Annotated in this window: 17 protein-coding genes; 9 read left to right on the forward strand and 8 right to left on the reverse strand. The window is 60.7% G+C overall.

Annotation, left to right across the window (positions count from 1 at the left end; translation table 11 throughout):
- Positions 1-34: 34 nt before the first annotated feature.
- The gene (locus tag NH195_RS17210) at positions 35-1441 is read left to right on the forward strand and encodes a Glu/Leu/Phe/Val family dehydrogenase (protein ID WP_066709857.1); all 1407 of its coding nucleotides are present in this window, start codon (positions 35-37) and stop codon (positions 1439-1441) included.
- Positions 1442-1456: 15 nt separating this feature from the next.
- Here NH195_RS17210 and NH195_RS17215 read toward each other — a convergent pair whose 3' ends face one another.
- Together NH195_RS17215 and rocF are read right to left on the reverse strand one after the other, a co-directional pair.
- The gene (locus tag NH195_RS17215; RefSeq protein WP_066709960.1) at positions 1457-2524 is read right to left on the reverse strand and encodes an ornithine cyclodeaminase; all 1068 of its coding nucleotides are present in this window, start codon (positions 2522-2524) and stop codon (positions 1457-1459) included.
- The gene (rocF, locus tag NH195_RS17220) at positions 2524-3453 is read right to left on the reverse strand and encodes an arginase (RefSeq protein WP_096804924.1); all 930 of its coding nucleotides are present in this window, start codon (positions 3451-3453) and stop codon (positions 2524-2526) included. Before rocF ends, NH195_RS17215 begins: the two co-directional genes overlap by 1 nt.
- Positions 3454-3576: 123 nt before the next feature.
- Here rocF and NH195_RS17225 point away from each other — a divergent pair, with 123 nt between their 5' ends.
- Positions 3577-4011 carry an Lrp/AsnC family transcriptional regulator gene (locus tag NH195_RS17225; protein ID WP_066709860.1) on the forward strand — a complete coding sequence of 145 codons (435 nt, stop codon included), beginning with the start codon at positions 3577-3579 and terminating at the stop codon, positions 4009-4011.
- Positions 4012-4107: 96 nt separating this feature from the next.
- On the forward strand, positions 4108-4857 hold the full coding sequence (locus tag NH195_RS17230) for a helix-turn-helix transcriptional regulator (protein ID WP_066709863.1): 750 nt from the start codon (positions 4108-4110) through the stop codon (positions 4855-4857).
- 412 nt (positions 4858-5269) lie between these two features.
- Here the strand turns inward: NH195_RS17230 and tsf are convergent, their stop codons facing one another.
- Positions 5270-6145: a translation elongation factor Ts gene (gene tsf / locus NH195_RS17235; protein ID WP_066709866.1), complete on the reverse strand. Its 876-nt coding sequence runs from the start codon at positions 6143-6145 to the stop codon at positions 5270-5272.
- A 105-nt stretch (positions 6146-6250) separates the two neighbouring features.
- Complete coding sequence (gene rpsB / locus NH195_RS17240; RefSeq protein WP_066709869.1) at positions 6251-7018, reverse strand: 30S ribosomal protein S2; 768 nt, start codon at positions 7016-7018, stop codon at positions 6251-6253.
- Positions 7019-7268: 250 nt separating this feature from the next.
- Here rpsB and NH195_RS17245 point away from each other — a divergent pair, with 250 nt between their 5' ends.
- The 3 genes from NH195_RS17245 (at position 7269) to NH195_RS17255 (ending at position 9984) form a co-directional block, all read left to right on the forward strand.
- Entirely contained in the window at positions 7269-8162 is an 894-nt protein-coding gene (locus NH195_RS17245; protein WP_066709871.1) for a PfkB family carbohydrate kinase, read from the forward strand.
- Positions 8159-9067, forward strand: a complete 909-nt coding sequence (locus tag NH195_RS17250) for a pseudouridine-5'-phosphate glycosidase (RefSeq protein WP_202906523.1) — start codon at positions 8159-8161, stop codon at positions 9065-9067. Before NH195_RS17245 ends, NH195_RS17250 begins: the two co-directional genes overlap by 4 nt.
- A 167-nt stretch (positions 9068-9234) precedes the next feature.
- Positions 9235-9984, forward strand: coding sequence for a DUF502 domain-containing protein (locus NH195_RS17255; protein WP_066709874.1), 750 nt, complete (start codon positions 9235-9237; stop codon positions 9982-9984).
- Positions 9985-10044: 60 nt separating this feature from the next.
- Here NH195_RS17255 and NH195_RS17260 read toward each other — a convergent pair whose 3' ends face one another.
- Positions 10045-11103 carry a patatin-like phospholipase family protein gene (locus NH195_RS17260; protein ID WP_066709878.1) on the reverse strand — a complete coding sequence of 353 codons (1059 nt, stop codon included), beginning with the start codon at positions 11101-11103 and terminating at the stop codon, positions 10045-10047.
- Positions 11103-11876, reverse strand: a complete 774-nt coding sequence (locus NH195_RS17265; RefSeq protein ID WP_066709881.1) for a 3-hydroxybutyrate dehydrogenase — start codon at positions 11874-11876, stop codon at positions 11103-11105. The genes NH195_RS17260 and NH195_RS17265 overlap by 1 nt, the downstream gene beginning before the upstream one ends.
- A gap of 108 nt (positions 11877-11984) precedes the next feature.
- Here NH195_RS17265 and NH195_RS17270 point away from each other — a divergent pair, with 108 nt between their 5' ends.
- From NH195_RS17270 to NH195_RS17280, 3 genes are all read left to right on the forward strand, one after another.
- A complete protein-coding gene (locus tag NH195_RS17270; protein ID WP_066709885.1) occupies positions 11985-12200 on the forward strand; it encodes a hypothetical protein in 216 nt (71 codons plus the stop codon).
- A gap of 383 nt (positions 12201-12583) precedes the next feature.
- Positions 12584-14410: an extracellular solute-binding protein gene (locus tag NH195_RS17275; RefSeq protein ID WP_066709888.1), complete on the forward strand. Its 1827-nt coding sequence runs from the start codon at positions 12584-12586 to the stop codon at positions 14408-14410.
- Positions 14411-14459: 49 nt separating this feature from the next.
- A complete protein-coding gene (locus NH195_RS17280; RefSeq protein ID WP_066709895.1) occupies positions 14460-14576 on the forward strand; it encodes a putative periplasmic lipoprotein in 117 nt (38 codons plus the stop codon).
- Positions 14577-14623: 47 nt separating this feature from the next.
- Here the strand turns inward: NH195_RS17280 and NH195_RS17285 are convergent, their stop codons facing one another.
- Both NH195_RS17285 and NH195_RS17290 read right to left on the reverse strand, forming a co-directional pair.
- Positions 14624-15259 (reverse strand): helix-turn-helix domain-containing protein, encoded by a 636-nt coding sequence (locus NH195_RS17285; protein WP_066709898.1) that lies wholly within the window; start codon positions 15257-15259, stop codon positions 14624-14626.
- A 163-nt stretch (positions 15260-15422) separates the two neighbouring features.
- Positions 15423-15671, reverse strand: coding sequence for a hypothetical protein (locus NH195_RS17290; RefSeq protein ID WP_066709900.1), 249 nt, complete (start codon positions 15669-15671; stop codon positions 15423-15425).
- Positions 15672-15932 lie beyond the last annotated feature (261 nt).

The raw sequence follows: 15932 nt of genomic DNA on the forward strand, positions 1-15932 counted from the left end.
TTCACATCACTCAAGGATCTTACGGAGCGTTTTCATGGCCACCAGTCACGGGTTTCTCGCCGATGTCACCAATATGTTCAACGATGCGGCCAAATTGCTGTCGCTCGAAGAGGGGCTCGCGGAGAAAATCTCGGTCTGCAACACCACGTTGACGACCCGCTTCGGGGTGCGGCTGCGTGGCAAGATGCATACGTTCGAGGGCTGGCGCGCCGTTCATTCCAATCACCCCAGCCCGGCCAAGGGGGGCATTCGCTATGCCCCCTATGCCAATCACGAAGAGGTCGAGGCACTCGCCGCCCTCATGTCCTACAAATGCGCGCTGATGGATTTGCCGTTCGGCGGTTCCAAGGGCGCGCTGAAGATCGACCCGAGCGCATGGGCCCCGCATGAGCTCGAGCGCATCACCCGGCGGTTCGCACAGGAATTGGCGCGGCACGATTTCCTCAGCCCTTCGCAGAACGTCCCGGCCCCGGATGTCGGCACCAATGAGAAGACGATGATCTGGATCGCCGACGAATACCGCCGGATGAAGTCCAATGACATCAATGCCAATGCCTGTGTCACCGGGAAACCAATTGCCATGGGCGGCATCGAGGGCCGGGTCGAAGCCACCGGGCGGGGCGTGCAATACGCCACGCAGGTGTTCTTCCAGACCCCGGAAGACATCGCGAAAACCGGCCTGCCGGCGGACCTCAAAGGCCGCACGGTGATCATTCAGGGGCTTGGAAATGTCGGTTATCACGCGGCAAAATTCCTTAGCCAGGAGGATGGCTGCAAGATCGTGGCGGTGGTCGAGCGCGACGGCTCGCTGCGCAATCCGGCTGGCCTCGACATCGAGGCGCTCAAGGCCCATATGCTGGAAACCGGCGGCATAAGCGGGTTCTCGGGCGGCGAATACGACAGTGGCTCCGCGCTCAGCGATGCCTGCGACATTCTCATTCCGGCGGCGCTTGAAAGCGCGATCCACGACGGGAACGCCCATGAAATCAAGGCAAAGCTGATTGTCGAGGCCGCCAACGGCCCGATCACCTATGCCGCCAACGAAATCCTGCGCGAGCGCGGCGTGGTGATCATCCCCGACCTTTACGCCAATGCCGGCGGCGTGACCGTGAGCTATTTCGAATGGGTCAAGAACCTGACCCATATTCCCTTCGGGTTGATGGAACGCCGGCGCGACGAACAGGGCAACCGCATGCTGGCACGCCAAATCGAGAGCATGACCGGGCATCAGTTTCCCGAAGGCGCGGAGAGCTTCCTCGACGGGGCACGGGAAATTGATCTGGTGCGCTCGGGTCTCGACGACAAGATGCGCTCCGCCTATGGCGAGATGTCCCGGCTCTGGAACAGCTCCGACGACATTCCCGATCTGCGCACCGCCGCCTATATCATCGCCGTGCGCCGTCTGGCCGAGATTTATCAGGCGCTGGGGATCGGTGGCTGAGGAGAATACAGAGGGTCAACGCGCCGCTCTCTCGAACATGCCAAACAGATCGCGCGGGTCGTCCGGATCGGCAAGCATATCGAGATTTTCCGCAAAATTAGTGCCTTGTATGAGATTTCTCACGTAGCGCAGCGCCGAGAAATCTTCTATGGCAAAGCCCACGCTGTCGAACAGCGTGAGCTGCGCCGCGTCGCGCCGCCCTTCGGTCTCTCCCCGCATGACCTGCCAAAGCTCGGTCACCGGGTGATCTTCCGGAAGCTGTTGAATCTCGCCCTCGATCCGGGTCTGCTCCGGGTATTCCACGAAAATCCCGGCACGCCGGAGAATATCCGGATGCAGCTCCGTTTTGCCCGGACAATCGCCGCCGATGGCGTTGATGTGCAGCCCACGTCCGACCATGTTGTCTGTCAGGATCGTAGCATATTGCTTGTCGGCGGTGCATGTGGTGATCACCTCTACGCTGATCACCGCGTCCTGTGCACTGGAACATGTCGTGATCTCAAAGCCTTGCGCTTCGAGGTTGCGTTTCGCCTTGGCGGTCGCCGTCGGGTCGATGTCATAGAGGCGTAGCCGGTTGATGCCGCAGAGCGCGCGGAAGGCCATGGCCTGAAATTCGCATTGCGCACCATTGCCGATCATCGCCATGATCTCTGCTCCCGTAGGCGCGAGGTATTTGGCGACAAGCGCCGAAGTCGCCGCCGTGCGCAGCGCCGTCAAAACTGTCATTTCCGTGAGTAACACCGGGTAACCCGTAGAAACTTCGGACAAAACTCCGAAGGCCGTGACCGTCTGATGGCCGGTCCTCGTGTTCTTCGGGTGACCGTTGACATATTTGAACCCGTAGAGCGTGTCATCGGCTGTCGGCATCAGCTCGATCACGCCACCGGGGACATGGGACGCCACGCGCGGGGTTTTGTCGAATTCGGGCCAGCGTTTGAAATCCGCTTCGATATGCCCCGCCAAGTCTCTGAGAAATCTTTCAATTCCAACATGATGCACGAGACGCATCATGTTGGCGACAGAGACGAAAGGCACATAGGCGAGCTCCGAAGGGGCCAGGTTCGAGGAGGCAGGCAGATTCATCATCCGAAACTCCGGGTCATGCGGTCGAGAACGCGGCGACCGAACAGGCTCGCCGTCAGATCGCAGAGTAGTTTCGCCGTACGCCCTCGCTCGTCGAGAAACGGGTTCAACTCCACCAGATCAAGCGAGCCGACCAGCCCGCTGTCACCCAGGGTTTCCATGATCAGATGCGCCTCGCGGAAGGTCGCCCCACCCGGCACCGTTGTGCCCACGGCCGGCGCGATGCCGGGGTCGAGAAAATCGACATCGAAGCTGACATGCAACCGCCCGTTTGCGCCGCGCACCCGGTCGAGAAACGCCCGAAGCGGCACCAGAACCCCGGTCTCGTCAATCGCTCGCATGTCCTGAACATCCATTTCAAGACGTTGAATGCGTTTATGTTCCGCCGAGTCGACGGAGCGAATGCCGATGAAGCACATATGCTCAGGGGCGACGGAATCGGTGAGGGCCGGATAGGCCTCAAAGCCCTCTTGCCCGGTAAAATAGGCCACCGGCGTGCCGTGCAGATTGCCGCTCTCGGTCGTGTCGAGCGTGTGCAGATCCGGGTGCGCATCGAGCCAGAGCACGAAGAGCGGTCGGCCCTCCTCGGCGGCGTGGCGGGCGATGCCGGGCACCGTGCCCGCCGACATGGAATGATCGCCCCCCATGAAGATCGGCAGACGGCTGTCGCGTGCGGCCTCATAGGCGGCGGGCTCCAAAGCCGCGATCCAGGCGCGGGTTTCGGCGAGGTTGTGCACCGCAGGGTTGGCATGCGGCATGTTCTCCTGCGGCGCGATCTCGATATCGCCACGATCCTCGACCGACCAGCCGAGCGCCTGGAGTGTCTCCGGCAACCCGGCGGTGCGCAGGCTTGCCGGCCCCATGAGACAGCCGCGTTGCGATGCGCCGGTCTCGACCGGAACGCCAAGGAGAACGGTGGATTTCATCATCTGCGAAGACCTTTGTGAGGATGTGCGTTTTTCGCAGTATGCGCCGGTTCCATGAAAGTTGTGACTTATAATTTGATCGTTATGGCGTTAGTTTTATACAAAATGACTAATTATGAGGTCAAAATGAACATCCCCGCCCTGACAGACAGCGATCGTGCCATCCTGGGGGCGCTGCGGCGCAATGCAAGATTGTCGATCACCGAACTGGCGCAGGACACCGGCCTGTCGCGCAGCACCGCGCGCACGCGGCTCGACGCGCTGGTGGCGAACGGGCATATCCGGCGCTTCACCATCGAGACCGATGTGGATGTCGAGGGCGAGGTGCGGGCGATCACGCTTGTGGCGCTGCAAGGCAAGATGTCGCGCCAGGTGATCCGCACCCTGACCCGTATCCCGGGCGTCTCCACGGTCTTCGCGACCAATGGCGCCTGGGATCTGGTCGTCGACATCCGCACCGACAGCCTCGTGAATTTCGACCGGATCCTGCGCGAGATTCGTGAAATTCCCGGCGTGGTGACCTCGGAAAGCTGTCTTCTTCTGGCCCATGTTGTGGGGTGATGCACAGCAACCGTGCGTCAATGTACAGGATTTGGGCATCGGGTTGACCTCGCGGGATGTCTTGCGCGGCTTGTAATTTCTACCTAATTTCAATGCATGGGGGACACGAGCATTCACAATCAGGTCCAGAAGATCCTCTACGCGACCACGGTCCAGGAGGTCTGGGACCCCTTGCTGAGACGACTGAAAACGGTCGGCTTTCATCATGTGCTCTACGGTTTCACGCGGTTTCATACCGATTCCGGGTTCGGTGACGACAACGACCACCTCTTCCTGACGAATTTCGGCCCGGACTACATGAAGGGCTATTTCCTTGAGGGCCGGTATCGCCACGGCCCGATGGTCCGTTGGGCGGTGGAGAATTCAGGGTGTTGTTCCTGGGACTGGATCGGCGCGAACCATGCCAGCTTTACCGAGAAAGAGCGTGAGGTGGTGGCCTTCAATCAGGCCTCCGGCGTCACCGCTGGCTATACCATCGCCTTCCCGCATTCGCTGAAACGGGCCAAGGGTGCGATTGGCATGTCGTTGGAGCCGTTCAACGGCACACAGGCCGAAGCAGATGAAATCTGGGGGGTGCATGGCGAGGACATTGAGATCCTGTGCGGCATTGCACATCTGAAGCTGATCAGCATGCCGCTGCCGAAACGCATGCTGACCAAGCGCCAGCGCGAGGTGCTGGAATGGATCAGCGATGGCAAAACAGTCGCCGATACGGCCCAGATTCTGGGCCTGAACAAGGCTACGGTGGAGAAACACCTGCGACTCGCCCGTGAGGCTCTGGGGGTGGAAACCACGGCACAGGCGGTGCTAAAGGCTTCATTACACAACCAAATTTTTACCTTCTGACCCCCGCCGCCAGGCCGTCCACGGATAAAATCAACCAAAAGGTATGGAATTGCGTACTTTCGTTCTGGTTGAGAGAGGAACAAAATGAGATTGTTCCGGCTTTCGAGGCTTGGCCTTTGGGACGGGGGGTACGGGATCGCCAGGGTCATTCGGCTTACCGATGCTTCTATGAAGGGCCGCGGGTTTATACTCAACCGTGCGGTCCTTTTTGTTTGTATGAGTTTTGCGGGGTCCCTCATCCAAGGTTTTTGTCCCGCATAGGGTGGCTCTTTTTGAGCCACCCTTTTCTTTTGCCTCGACTCTTCTGCCTCGTCATCGACGCGTCAGCCGAACCGCCGCATGTCACCATGAGCCATGAAAAAGGCCGCCTCCCGAAGGAGACGGCCCGAAACGCTCGTCCGAACAGGACGGATCAGCCCTGCATCACTTTCGCGACTTCAGCGGCAAAATCTTCTTCGGCTTTCTCGATGCCTTCGCCGACTTCGAGACGCACGAAACCGGTGATTTCGGCACCAGCCTCTTTCGCGGCTTTCTCGACGGTCAGATCCGGGTTCACCACGAAGGCCTGACCGAGAAGGGTCGACTCGGCGATGAATTTCGCCATGCGGCCCTTGATCATGTTCTCGATGATGTTTTCCGGCTTGCCGGATTCGCGGGCGATCTCGATCTGGATCTGACGCTCTTTTTCCACCATCGCCGGGTCGAGATCGGCTTCGCCGAGGCCCTGCGGGTTGGCGGCCGCAATGTGCATCGCAACCTGTTTGCCAAAGGCTTCGTCGCCGCCTTTGAGACCCACGAGCACACCGATTTTGCCCATGCCGTCGGCCGCCGCGTTGTGGACATAGGTCACAACGGTTTCAGCTTCGAGCTTGGCCATGCGGCGCAGACCCATGTTCTCGCCGATCTTGGCGATCTTGTCGGTGATCAGTTCGGAAACCGGCTTGCCGTTCACGTCGGCGGAGACCAGCTCTTCGACATTCGCAACGCCCAGAGCGGCGGTGGCAATGTCTTTCACCATGGTTTGGAATTCGGCGTTTTTCGCAACGAAGTCGGTCTCGGAGTTCACCTCAACGGCGACGCCCACACCGCCGTTCACGGCGACGGCCACGAGGCCCTCGGCAGCGGTCCGACCGGATTTCTTGGCGGCTTTCGCCAGACCTTTGGTGCGCAGCCAGTCAACGGCGGCTTCCATGTCGCCATCGGTTTCGACCAGCGCTTTTTTCGCGTCCATCATGCCTGCGCCGGTGGATTCGCGCAGTTCTTTGACCTGAGCAGCAGTGATTGCCATGTCGGCTCTCCTCGAATTCTGGGATATGCTTGCGGGGGCGGGATTACCCTGCCCCCGTATCAATTTTGTAACGACCGGACCGACATACAGGCCCGGAGACGAAGATTACTCTTCGACGGCCTCGGCCACGGCTTCTTCAACCGGCAGCTCTTCGAAGGCGCCCATGTCGACACCGGCGGCGTCCATCTGAGCCGTCATGCCGTCCAGAGCGGCGCGGGCCACGAGGTCGCAGTAGAGCGAGATCGCACGGGCGGCGTCGTCGTTGCCCGGAATGATGTAGTCCACACCGGCCGGCGAGCAGTTGGAGTCGACGACGGCCACAACCGGGATACCCAGTTTCTTGGCTTCGAGGATCGCGAGATCTTCTTTTTTCACGTCGATGATGAACAGCAGGTCCGGCAGACCGCCCATTTCACGGATACCGCCGAGCGACGCCTGAAGCTTGGCCTGGTCGCGTTCCATGTTGAGGCGCTCTTTCTTGGTGAGGCCTTCGGCGCCCGATGAGAGCGTCTCGTCGATGGCAGCCAGACGCTGGATCGACTGGGACACGGTTTTCCAGTTGGTGAGCGTGCCGCCCAGCCAGCGGTGGTTCATGTAGTATTGCGCGCATTTCTCTGCGGCTTCGGCAACCGGGCCAGCGGCCTGGCGTTTGGTGCCGACGAAGAGAATGCGGCCACCTTTGGCGGCGGTGTCACGCACGGCCTGCAGAGCCTGGTCCAGCATCGGGACGGTCTGCGTCAGGTCGAAGATGTGAATGCCGTTGCGCTCACCGTAGATGAACTCCGCCATACGCGGGTTCCAACGCTGAGTCTGGTGACCAAAGTGAACGCCAGCTTCCAAGAGCTGACGCATGGAGAAATCGGGAAGCGCCATGTTCGTTCCTTTCCGGTTTAACGCCTTGACGGAGGGTCTCAGGCAGATGCCCAACCGGTGGACCGTTCAGGGATGTCTCCCCCGAGGGCCCGCCTCCGTCTGTGAAGTGCTCGCGCATATAGAGGGGAATTCGGGCATTGGCAACCCCTGCCCCGTTTTTGAGTATTTTTCGTACAAAGGAGACAGGGGGCGGAGCCCGGACCACATGCCATCTCTTGCCATCCGGTCAAAATCCGGCGCAAGTGGGAACATGGACAAGACACATGACATTCTTTGTATTGGCTCGGTGCTCTGGGACGTGATCGGGCGGACGGATCGTTCGATGCGCGTGGGCTCCGATGTGCCCGGGCGCATCGTGCGGGTGCCGGGCGGTGTGGCGATGAATATTGCCATGGCTTTGGCGCGGTTCGGGATGCGGCCCGATCTTTTGACCGCCATCGGGCATGATCCCGCAGGCACGGAATTGATGGAGGCCGCCCGCGTGCGCGGGATCGGCACCGAGCACGTTTATCTCTCCGAGGATCTGCCGACCGACAGCTATATGGCCGTCGAAGGCGCCAACGGTCTGATTGCTGCCATCGCGGATGCGCATTCTCTGGAACGCGCGGGCGACAAGATCCTGCGGCCTCTGGCCGACGGGCGGCTTGGCACGGTGAACGCGCCTTACATTGGCCCTGTGGCGCTCGATGGCAACCTGACCACGCAGCTCTTGCGCGAGATTGCCGCCTCACCGCTGTTTGCCAAAGCTGACCTGCGGGTGGCACCCGCCTCGCCGGGCAAAGCGGAGCGGTTGTTGCCGCTTCTGGATCACCCGCGCGCAACGCTTTACGTCAACCTCGAAGAGGCCGGGCTTTTGGCACAGACCGTGTTTGAGAGCTCCGCCGAGGCCGCGCAGGCCCTCGTGGAGAAAGGCGCGCATCGGGTTCTTGTGACCAATGGTGGCAAGGGCGCGTCGCTTGCAAGCGGTGGCGATGTCCTGACCCAAACCCCGCCCGAAGTTCTGGTCGCGCGCGTGACCGGTGCGGGCGACACTTTCATGGCGGCGCATATCGCGGCGGAAATGCGCGGGGTCGATGCGACCGGTGCGCTGACCGCCGCGCTTGAGGCCGCTGCCCTTTACGTTTCCGGAGATACCCCCCTATGACCCTTCCCATGATGTATGCCCCCGAAGTTGCCGAGGCTCTGGAGGCGGGCCGCCCCGTGGTGGCGCTCGAATCCACGATCATCACCCATGGCATGCCCTACCCGCAGAATGTCGAGACCGCGCGCATGGTCGAGGAGGACATCCGGGCGGCGGGTGCCACGCCCGCGACCATCGCCGTGCTCGACGGCGTGTTGCACATCGGTTTGACCGACACACAGCTCACCGCCCTCGGTCAGGCGACCGGCGTGATGAAAGTCTCGCGCGCCGATCTGCCGGTCTGCATCGCACGCGGTGCGACGGGCGCGACCACCGTGGCCGCGACAATGATCGGGGCTGAGCTCGCCGGGATCAAGGTATTCGCCACCGGCGGCATCGGCGGCGTGCATCGCGGCGCAGAAGAGACATTCGACATCTCCGCCGACCTTCTGGAGCTGGGCGAAACCGCCGTGACCGTGGTGGCGGCGGGTCCGAAGGCCATTCTCGACATCCCGAAGACGCTTGAGGTGCTGGAAACCCATGGCGTTCCGGTCATCGCCTATGGTCAGGACGAAATTCCTGCTTTCTGGTCGCGCGCCTCCGGGCTTCAGGCCCCTCTGCGGATGGACAGCGCGGAAGAGATCGCCCGCGCCATGCATATGCGTGCCGCCATGGGCGTCAAGGGCGGGCAGCTTGTCGCCAATCCGATCCCCGAGATGGATGAAATCCCGCGCGAGGTGATCATGCCCTTCGTCGAGACCGCGCTGAAAGAGGCGGAGGACAAGGCCATCCACGCCAAGGAGGTCACCCCCTTCCTGTTGCAGCGGATTTTCGAGCTGACCGAAGGGGCTTCGCTCACCGCCAATATCGCGCTGGTGCGCAACAACGCGCGGCTCGCGGCCGAGATCGCCAAAGCGCTCTGCGCATAAGAGCGCTGTGCAAATAAACGCCAGAACGGCAACGGAACCGACGATCTGAAAAATAAACCTGTGAGCGGCCCGAAACCTTTGGGCCGCTTACTTGTCTCTTAACCTGTGCGCGCATAAGTTCAGCGCAAACAGGGCACCTCGCCCGCAAGCACAGGCTTCGCACCTCAATGACCAACCCGTTCGAAGACGAAACCCACCCGCCCAAACCGCGCCGTCCGGGGCTTTTTGCACATTTGCGTGCGGCCTTCCTGACCGGGCTCGTGGTGGTCGCCCCCATCGGGCTGACCGCCTATGTGATCTGGACCGTGATCGGCTGGGTCGATGGTTGGGTGCTGACCTTCGTGCCGCAGGGCTATCACCCCGATGCGCTGATCAACCGGTTCCTCGGCTATACCGACCCCGCGGATCAGATCCATATCAACCTGCGCGGCGCAGGCGTGATCATTTTCCTGATCTTCACCGTGGTCGTCGGCTGGATCGCCAAAGGCCTCGTCGGCCGCTCGCTCATCCGCTGGGCCGAAAGCCTTGTAGACCGCACGCCCATCGTGCGCTCGATCTACAACGGGGTGAAGCAGATCGCCGAAACGATCTTTTCGCAAGCGGAAACCTCCTTCGATCAGGCCTGTCTGGTGGAATACCCGCGGCGCGGCATCTGGGCGATCGGCTTTGTCTCCACCAATGCCAAGGGCGAGGTGGCCCGACGCACACCGCAGGACGAGAAATACCTCTCCGTCTTCGTGCCGACGACGCCGAACCCGACCTCTGGTTTTCTGCTGTTCTTTCCTGAACATGACGTGATCAAGCTCGATATGACGGTCGAAGATGCCGCCAAACTAGTGATTTCGGCGGGGCTGGTTTACCCGAACCCGAAGGACCCGACACAGCCGCCCAAACCCGACGCATTGCCGTCCGCATAACCGGGGCAAGACGACAGACCACCCCGTTCCCGAAAGCCGTCTATCAGGGCGGCTTTTCTCTTATGAAAACATCGCTTTGAGATCGACACTCGCGCGCTGTCCGAGATCGTCGAAATGCGCCTCCAGAAACCGGTCGCAGGCGGCCCTGCCCGCCTCTTTCATCCGAGACAGAAGCAAGGGCGAGGACACGAGTTTGGTGCGCGCCGAAAGATCCTGCATCAGATCGTCATCGGCGATCATATGGATCAGCACATCCTTCATCGCCCCCGCCGGAAGGCGCTTGTCCGCGATCAGGTCGCGCACGAACTGCACCGAGCGCAGCTCCCGCAACATCGAGGAATTGAACGAGATCTCGTTGATCCGGTTCTGGATCTCCTCCGGTGTCTTCGGCGTGCCGGGCCGCTCCATCGGGTTGATGTTGACGATCACCACATCCTGCGGGAATTCCGGTTCGAACAGCGGAAACAGCGCCGGGTTACCGGTATAGCCGCCGTCCCAATAGGGATCGGTCACGCCGGTCTCAGGGTCCTCGATCTCCACCGCCTGAAACAGTTCCGGCAGGCAGGCGGAGGCCAGAATGACATCCCCCGTCACCTCCGCCCCCGAGAACACCCGGATCTTGCCGGTGCGCACATTGGTCGTCGAGATGAACAGCGCCGGCCCCTCGTCAGATCCGGTCTGCGAACAGACCAGATCTTCCACCACATCGCTCAGCGGGTTCTCATAGAAGGCGCCGTAGACATAGGGGCTGGTGAAGGTCGCAATCGAATCGAGAAAGGCGAAAGGGACGCTGGCCTGCATCATCCGGGTGACCATCTCGGTCGTCGGCCCGAATTGCGACATCCAGCGGTTGAGCCGCATATCGGACACCGCGCCCATCTGTTCCCACAACCCGTCGAGCGCCTCTTTCGCGCCCTTGGCTCCGCCGCGCACCAGCCCGGATTTGAGCGCGGCCCCATTGAGTGCCCCCGCCGAGGTGCCGGAGATCGCGGCGATCTCGATCTCCTCATGTTCCAGAAGCCGGTCCAGCACGCCCCAGGTGAAGGCGCCATGCGCGCCGCCGCCCTGAAGCGCGAGGTTGATCCGTTTGATCGAGCTCTTCGCCTTCCGCTTCGCCATCAGAGTGCGGTCCAGCCCCCGTCGACGGAAATCGTCGTGCCGGTGATCTGCGCCGCGGCGTCGGAACAGAGGAACACCGCCGTGCCGCCGATCTGTTCCACCGTGGCGAACTGTTTCGAGGGTTGACGCTCAAGGATCACCTTCTCGATCGCCTCTTGTTCGCTCATGCCGTATTTCTTCGCCGTGTCTGGAATTTGCGCGTCCACCAACGGCGTATGCACATAGCCAGGGCAGATCGCATTGGCGGTGATCGCCTCTTTCGCGGTCTCAAGCGCCACCACCTTGGTCATGCCGACCACGCCGTGCTTGGCGCTGACATAGGCGGATTTGAACGGCGAGGCGGTCAAGCCATGCGCCGAGGCGATATTGACCACCCGGCCCCAGCCCGCCTTGCGCATCAACGGCAAAGCGGCGGCGGTGGTGTGAAAGGCCGAGTTCATGTTGATCGCGATGATCGCATCCCATTTCTCGATGGGGAATTCGTCGATCGGCGCCACGTGCTGAATGCCTGCGTTGTTCACGAGGATGTCGCATGTGCCCGCCTGCTCGATCAGCGCGCGACACTCCGCGCCCTGCGACATATCCGCCTTGATATAACGGGCCTTGACGCCGAATTCCTGACCGATGGCCTCGGCCAGCGCGTGATCCTCGTCGCGGTCGGTGAAGGAATTGAGCACCACATCGGCCCCTGCCTTTGCCAGTTCGCGTGCGACCCCAAGCCCGATCCCCGAATTCGATCCGGTGATCACGGCGGTTTTGGATTTCAATGACATCTCAATCTCCTCTGACACTTTCTCATGTCTGTCGGGGAAAACCTAGGTTGCCCTTGGGGCGAAGTCACGCATATGTTTTTCCCGTTGTTGTAAGGGCAAGGGTGAAACATGTTCCGCTTTCTCTATGATGTCATCGTCGGGGAGGTACAGGGGCTTCTGTTTCTTTTGTACATCGTTGCGGTCCTGTTGCTTGCGGGCGGTGCCTTTTACCTCTGTGTCCGACTGAACCTCTGGTCTCCTCTGCCCTGGCTCGCTGCGGCGTTTGTCATCGCTCTGGGCGGCTGGCTCAGTTTTCGGCATGACACGACAAACGCGAAAAAGTGAGTGCGTCCTGCGGCACAGTGCGGACAGGTCTCCCGATCCCAAGACAAAGAATCGCCCGCTCTCAGAGAATCGCCCGGCCCTGTTCCATATATGCGCCGACGGGCAGGTTTTCCCTGCCATTGACGACGGCGGATTCACTCAAGCCTGCTTGGAAAAAAGGCGGTTTGAGAACCAAAAAAAACGCCCGCACGAGGCGGGCGCTGAGTTATTGAGGCAGGTTTCATACAGGCAAGAAACCTATCGAGCAGTGATCTCTTTATACGCGGTTCTGTGCCGCTCTCCAAGCTAAAAGTTTGAAAACACTTTCCGCTGCGCGTAAGTTTGCGGCAAGAACAACGGCACATCGGTCGCAAAAAGACCCCGGCGGAGGCAGCGTTTACACCATGGCACAAAACTATTTCTCGGGCGTCAAAAATACCGCGAGACTTTCGACTGCGGCGCTCGCGCTGTGCGCCCTGGCCCCCATGGCCCATGCCGAGCCGACCCATGGTCTTGCCATGTATGGCGCGCCCGAGCTGCCCGCCGATTTCACGTCCCTGCCCTATGTGCGCGCCGACGCGCCCAAGGGAGGCAAGATCGTCACCGGCGAAGGTGGCACCTTCGACAGCCTCAATCCCTTCATCGAGAAAGGCAATGTGCCCTGGCAGTTGCGGTATCTGATGGCCGAAAGCCTGATGATGCAGGCCTATTCCGAACCCTTCTCGCTCTATTGCCTGCTGTGTGAGACGGTCGAGACGGATGAAGATCGCACCTGGGTCGAGTTCACCCTGCGCCCGGAGGCGAAATTTTCCGACGGCACACCGGTGACGGTCGAGGATGTGATCTGGTCTTTCGAGACGCTGGGCACCGAGGGCAACGGGCGTTACGCCTCGCTCTGGAGCCAGATCGACAGCGTCGAGCAGACCGGCGACAGATCCGTGAAATTCAACTTCAATGTCGAAAACCGCGAATTGGCGCTTTTGGTCGCCACGCGCCCGATCCTGAAAAAGGCCTATTGGGACGACAAGGAGTTCACCAAATCCGGCATGGACCAGATCCCGGTGACCTCCGCGCCCTATACGGTGACCGACGCTAACCCCGGCATGTTCATCGAGATGACCCGCAACCCCGACTATTGGGGCAAGGACCTGCCCGTGATGCAGGGTCAGGCGAATTTTGACACCATCCGGTTTGAGTTCTTTGCCGATCCCTCTCTGGTGATCGAGGCCTTCAAAGCCGGAGAGTTGAACGCGCACCGCGAATTCAACGTGCAGACCTGGCAGGATCAATACGACTTTCCTGCGGTCACCCGCGGCGATGTGATCAAATCCGAGATCCCGCACCAGCGCCCCACCGGCATGACCGGATTCGCAATGAACACCCGCCTGCCGCAATTCGCCGATTGGCGCGTCCGGCAAGCGATGATCGAGGCCTTTAACTTCAACTATATCAACGAGGCCCAGACCGAGAACCAGCAGACCCGCATCACCTCTTACTTCTCCAACTCGCCGCTGGGCATGCGTCCGGGGCCTGCCGAAGGTCGCGTCAAAGAGCTTTTGGAACCCTATCAGGACGATCTGCTCCCCGGCGTGATGGAGGGTTACACCCTGCCCGAAACCTCGGACCGTGAGATTGACCGAGGCGCGATGCGCCGTGCGCTCGCGCTGATGGAAGAGGCCGGATGGACCATCCAGAACGGCCAGATGAAAAATGCCGACGGCCAGCTTTTCACCTTCGAGATTCTGCTCATGGTCGGCGACAACGAAAACCAATCCATCATCGACACCTACACCCAGATGCTCAACCAACTGGGCATCCAGCCGAAGATCGAAGTCGTCGACAAGCCGCAATATATCCAACGCATGGGCAAGTTCGATTTCGGCATGACCCCGGTGCGCTACGGCACCTCGCTCAGCCCCGGCAACGAGCAATATGCCTATTTCGGTCAGGCCGCCGCCGATCAGCCCGGTTCGCGCAACGTCGCGGGGATCAAGGACCCGGTCGTGGATGCGATGATCGCCAAAATGCTCGACGCGAATGACCGCGAAGACAGCCTTGCCGCCACCCGCGCGCTCGATCGGCTGTTGACCGCAGGCCGCTACGTCATCCCGCTTTACGCCTGGAACGAGAGCTTCGACGCACATGTGAAAGAGCTGCATTATCCTGAGCCCTTGCCTTTGTACGGCGATTGGATCATGTGGCGGGAAATGACGTGGTACTGGGAAGAATGACCCTTCAGGCCTGAGAAAAATACCCTTTAGAGAAATGGGAAGAAAGAATATGAAGAAAGCAGCAGTCGCCCTCCTCCTCACCCTCATCTTGGCCTCCTGCGGCACCGTCGCGGGCGTCGGCGAAGACATCACCGGCGCGTCGCGCACGGTTCAGGGCTGGTTCTGAGTGGAAAGACCTCTCGGGCCCGGCCCGAACATTACGTCGGGCGAGCGTTACGTTAGGGAGGTCACCCAGAGGATGGTCGCATCCTCCGGGCTGACCGAGATTACGTTATGGCCCATCGACGCGTCGTAATAGGCGCTGTCGCCCCGGCGCATTTCGACAGGTTCGTAGAATTCGGTGATCAGCTTGATCACACCCGTGAGCACGTAGAGGAATTCCTCCCCGTCGTGGCGCACCCAGCCATCGAACTCTTCGAAACTGCGCGCCCGAATGGTGGCGCGATACGGCAGCATGGATTTCTTGGTCAGCGCGCCCGCGAGCATCTCATGCTCATAGGTCGCCGTCGGATGCGCCGCGCCTTCGCCCGATTTCGTGACCGCCATCCGGCCCGAGATCTGCGCCTTCTGCGGCGGGGTGAACAACTGCGGCACGGAGATTTCTAAGCCCACGGCGAGCTTTTTCAGCGCATCGTAGGTGGGTGACATCTGGCCGTTTTCGATCTTGGAGAGCGTCGAGCGTGCCAGACCGGCCTGCGTCGCCGCCTGCTCCAGCGTCCAACCGCGCGCCTTGCGCAGATCGCGCACCCGCAATCCCAAATCCAAAGGTCGCGCCTCTTCCGGCAGGCCTTCGACGCCTTCGCGCGCCAGTCTGATCAGGCTTGGGGTGTGATCGTCATCCGGTTCCATGGCGCTTTGTAGCGCGTCGGCTGGCACGATGAAAAGGGCAAAAGAAAACCCCCGGATGCTGTTCTCGCATCTTCGGGGGCTCTTGGGGCAGGGTCAGTTGGGTGGACTGCTCGTGAGGTTTTGCCTGCCCTGGGTCTCTGAATCTCTCTTCTGACCGGTTGCTTTAGTCGAGCTCGGTCGAGGTGATCGGAAGCGTACCTGTGAGGAATTCGATGTCGGTCAGGCCGCCGGTGACCTGATGCGAGATCACCCGATCCAGCGCACCGCCCGCGATGGCAATCGCCGCAATCAGACCGAGGGCCAGCGTCGCGACGGGCACACGCATGCGGTGACGAAAACTGTCGACCTCATGTTCGGAGCGCGGGGCGCGTCCCTGAAATGTGGAGAAGTGCGGAGTGCTTTGCATCGCCATGATGGTGACCCTGATGAACTTGAAAACGTTTGATTGCACGTAGTTAACCACGATTCCCCGCCCTCGTCACCGAACTCGGTCCGTCACAATCCTCACCGCACTCAGTGCAGATCATTCGTGAACGAAGGGTAAACAAATCGGGAATATGAAGAGTTTGCAAACCTGCAAACCAGCCCCAAACACAAGATATGGGACAAGGGGAACATTCACTTTTCTGGAAAATGTGAGCGGCAAGAATATTTTCCTTTTCTCACTCCCCTC

It is taken from the genome of Celeribacter ethanolicus, from assembly GCF_001550095.1.
Classification (GTDB): Bacteria; Pseudomonadota; Alphaproteobacteria; order Rhodobacterales; family Rhodobacteraceae; genus Celeribacter; species Celeribacter ethanolicus.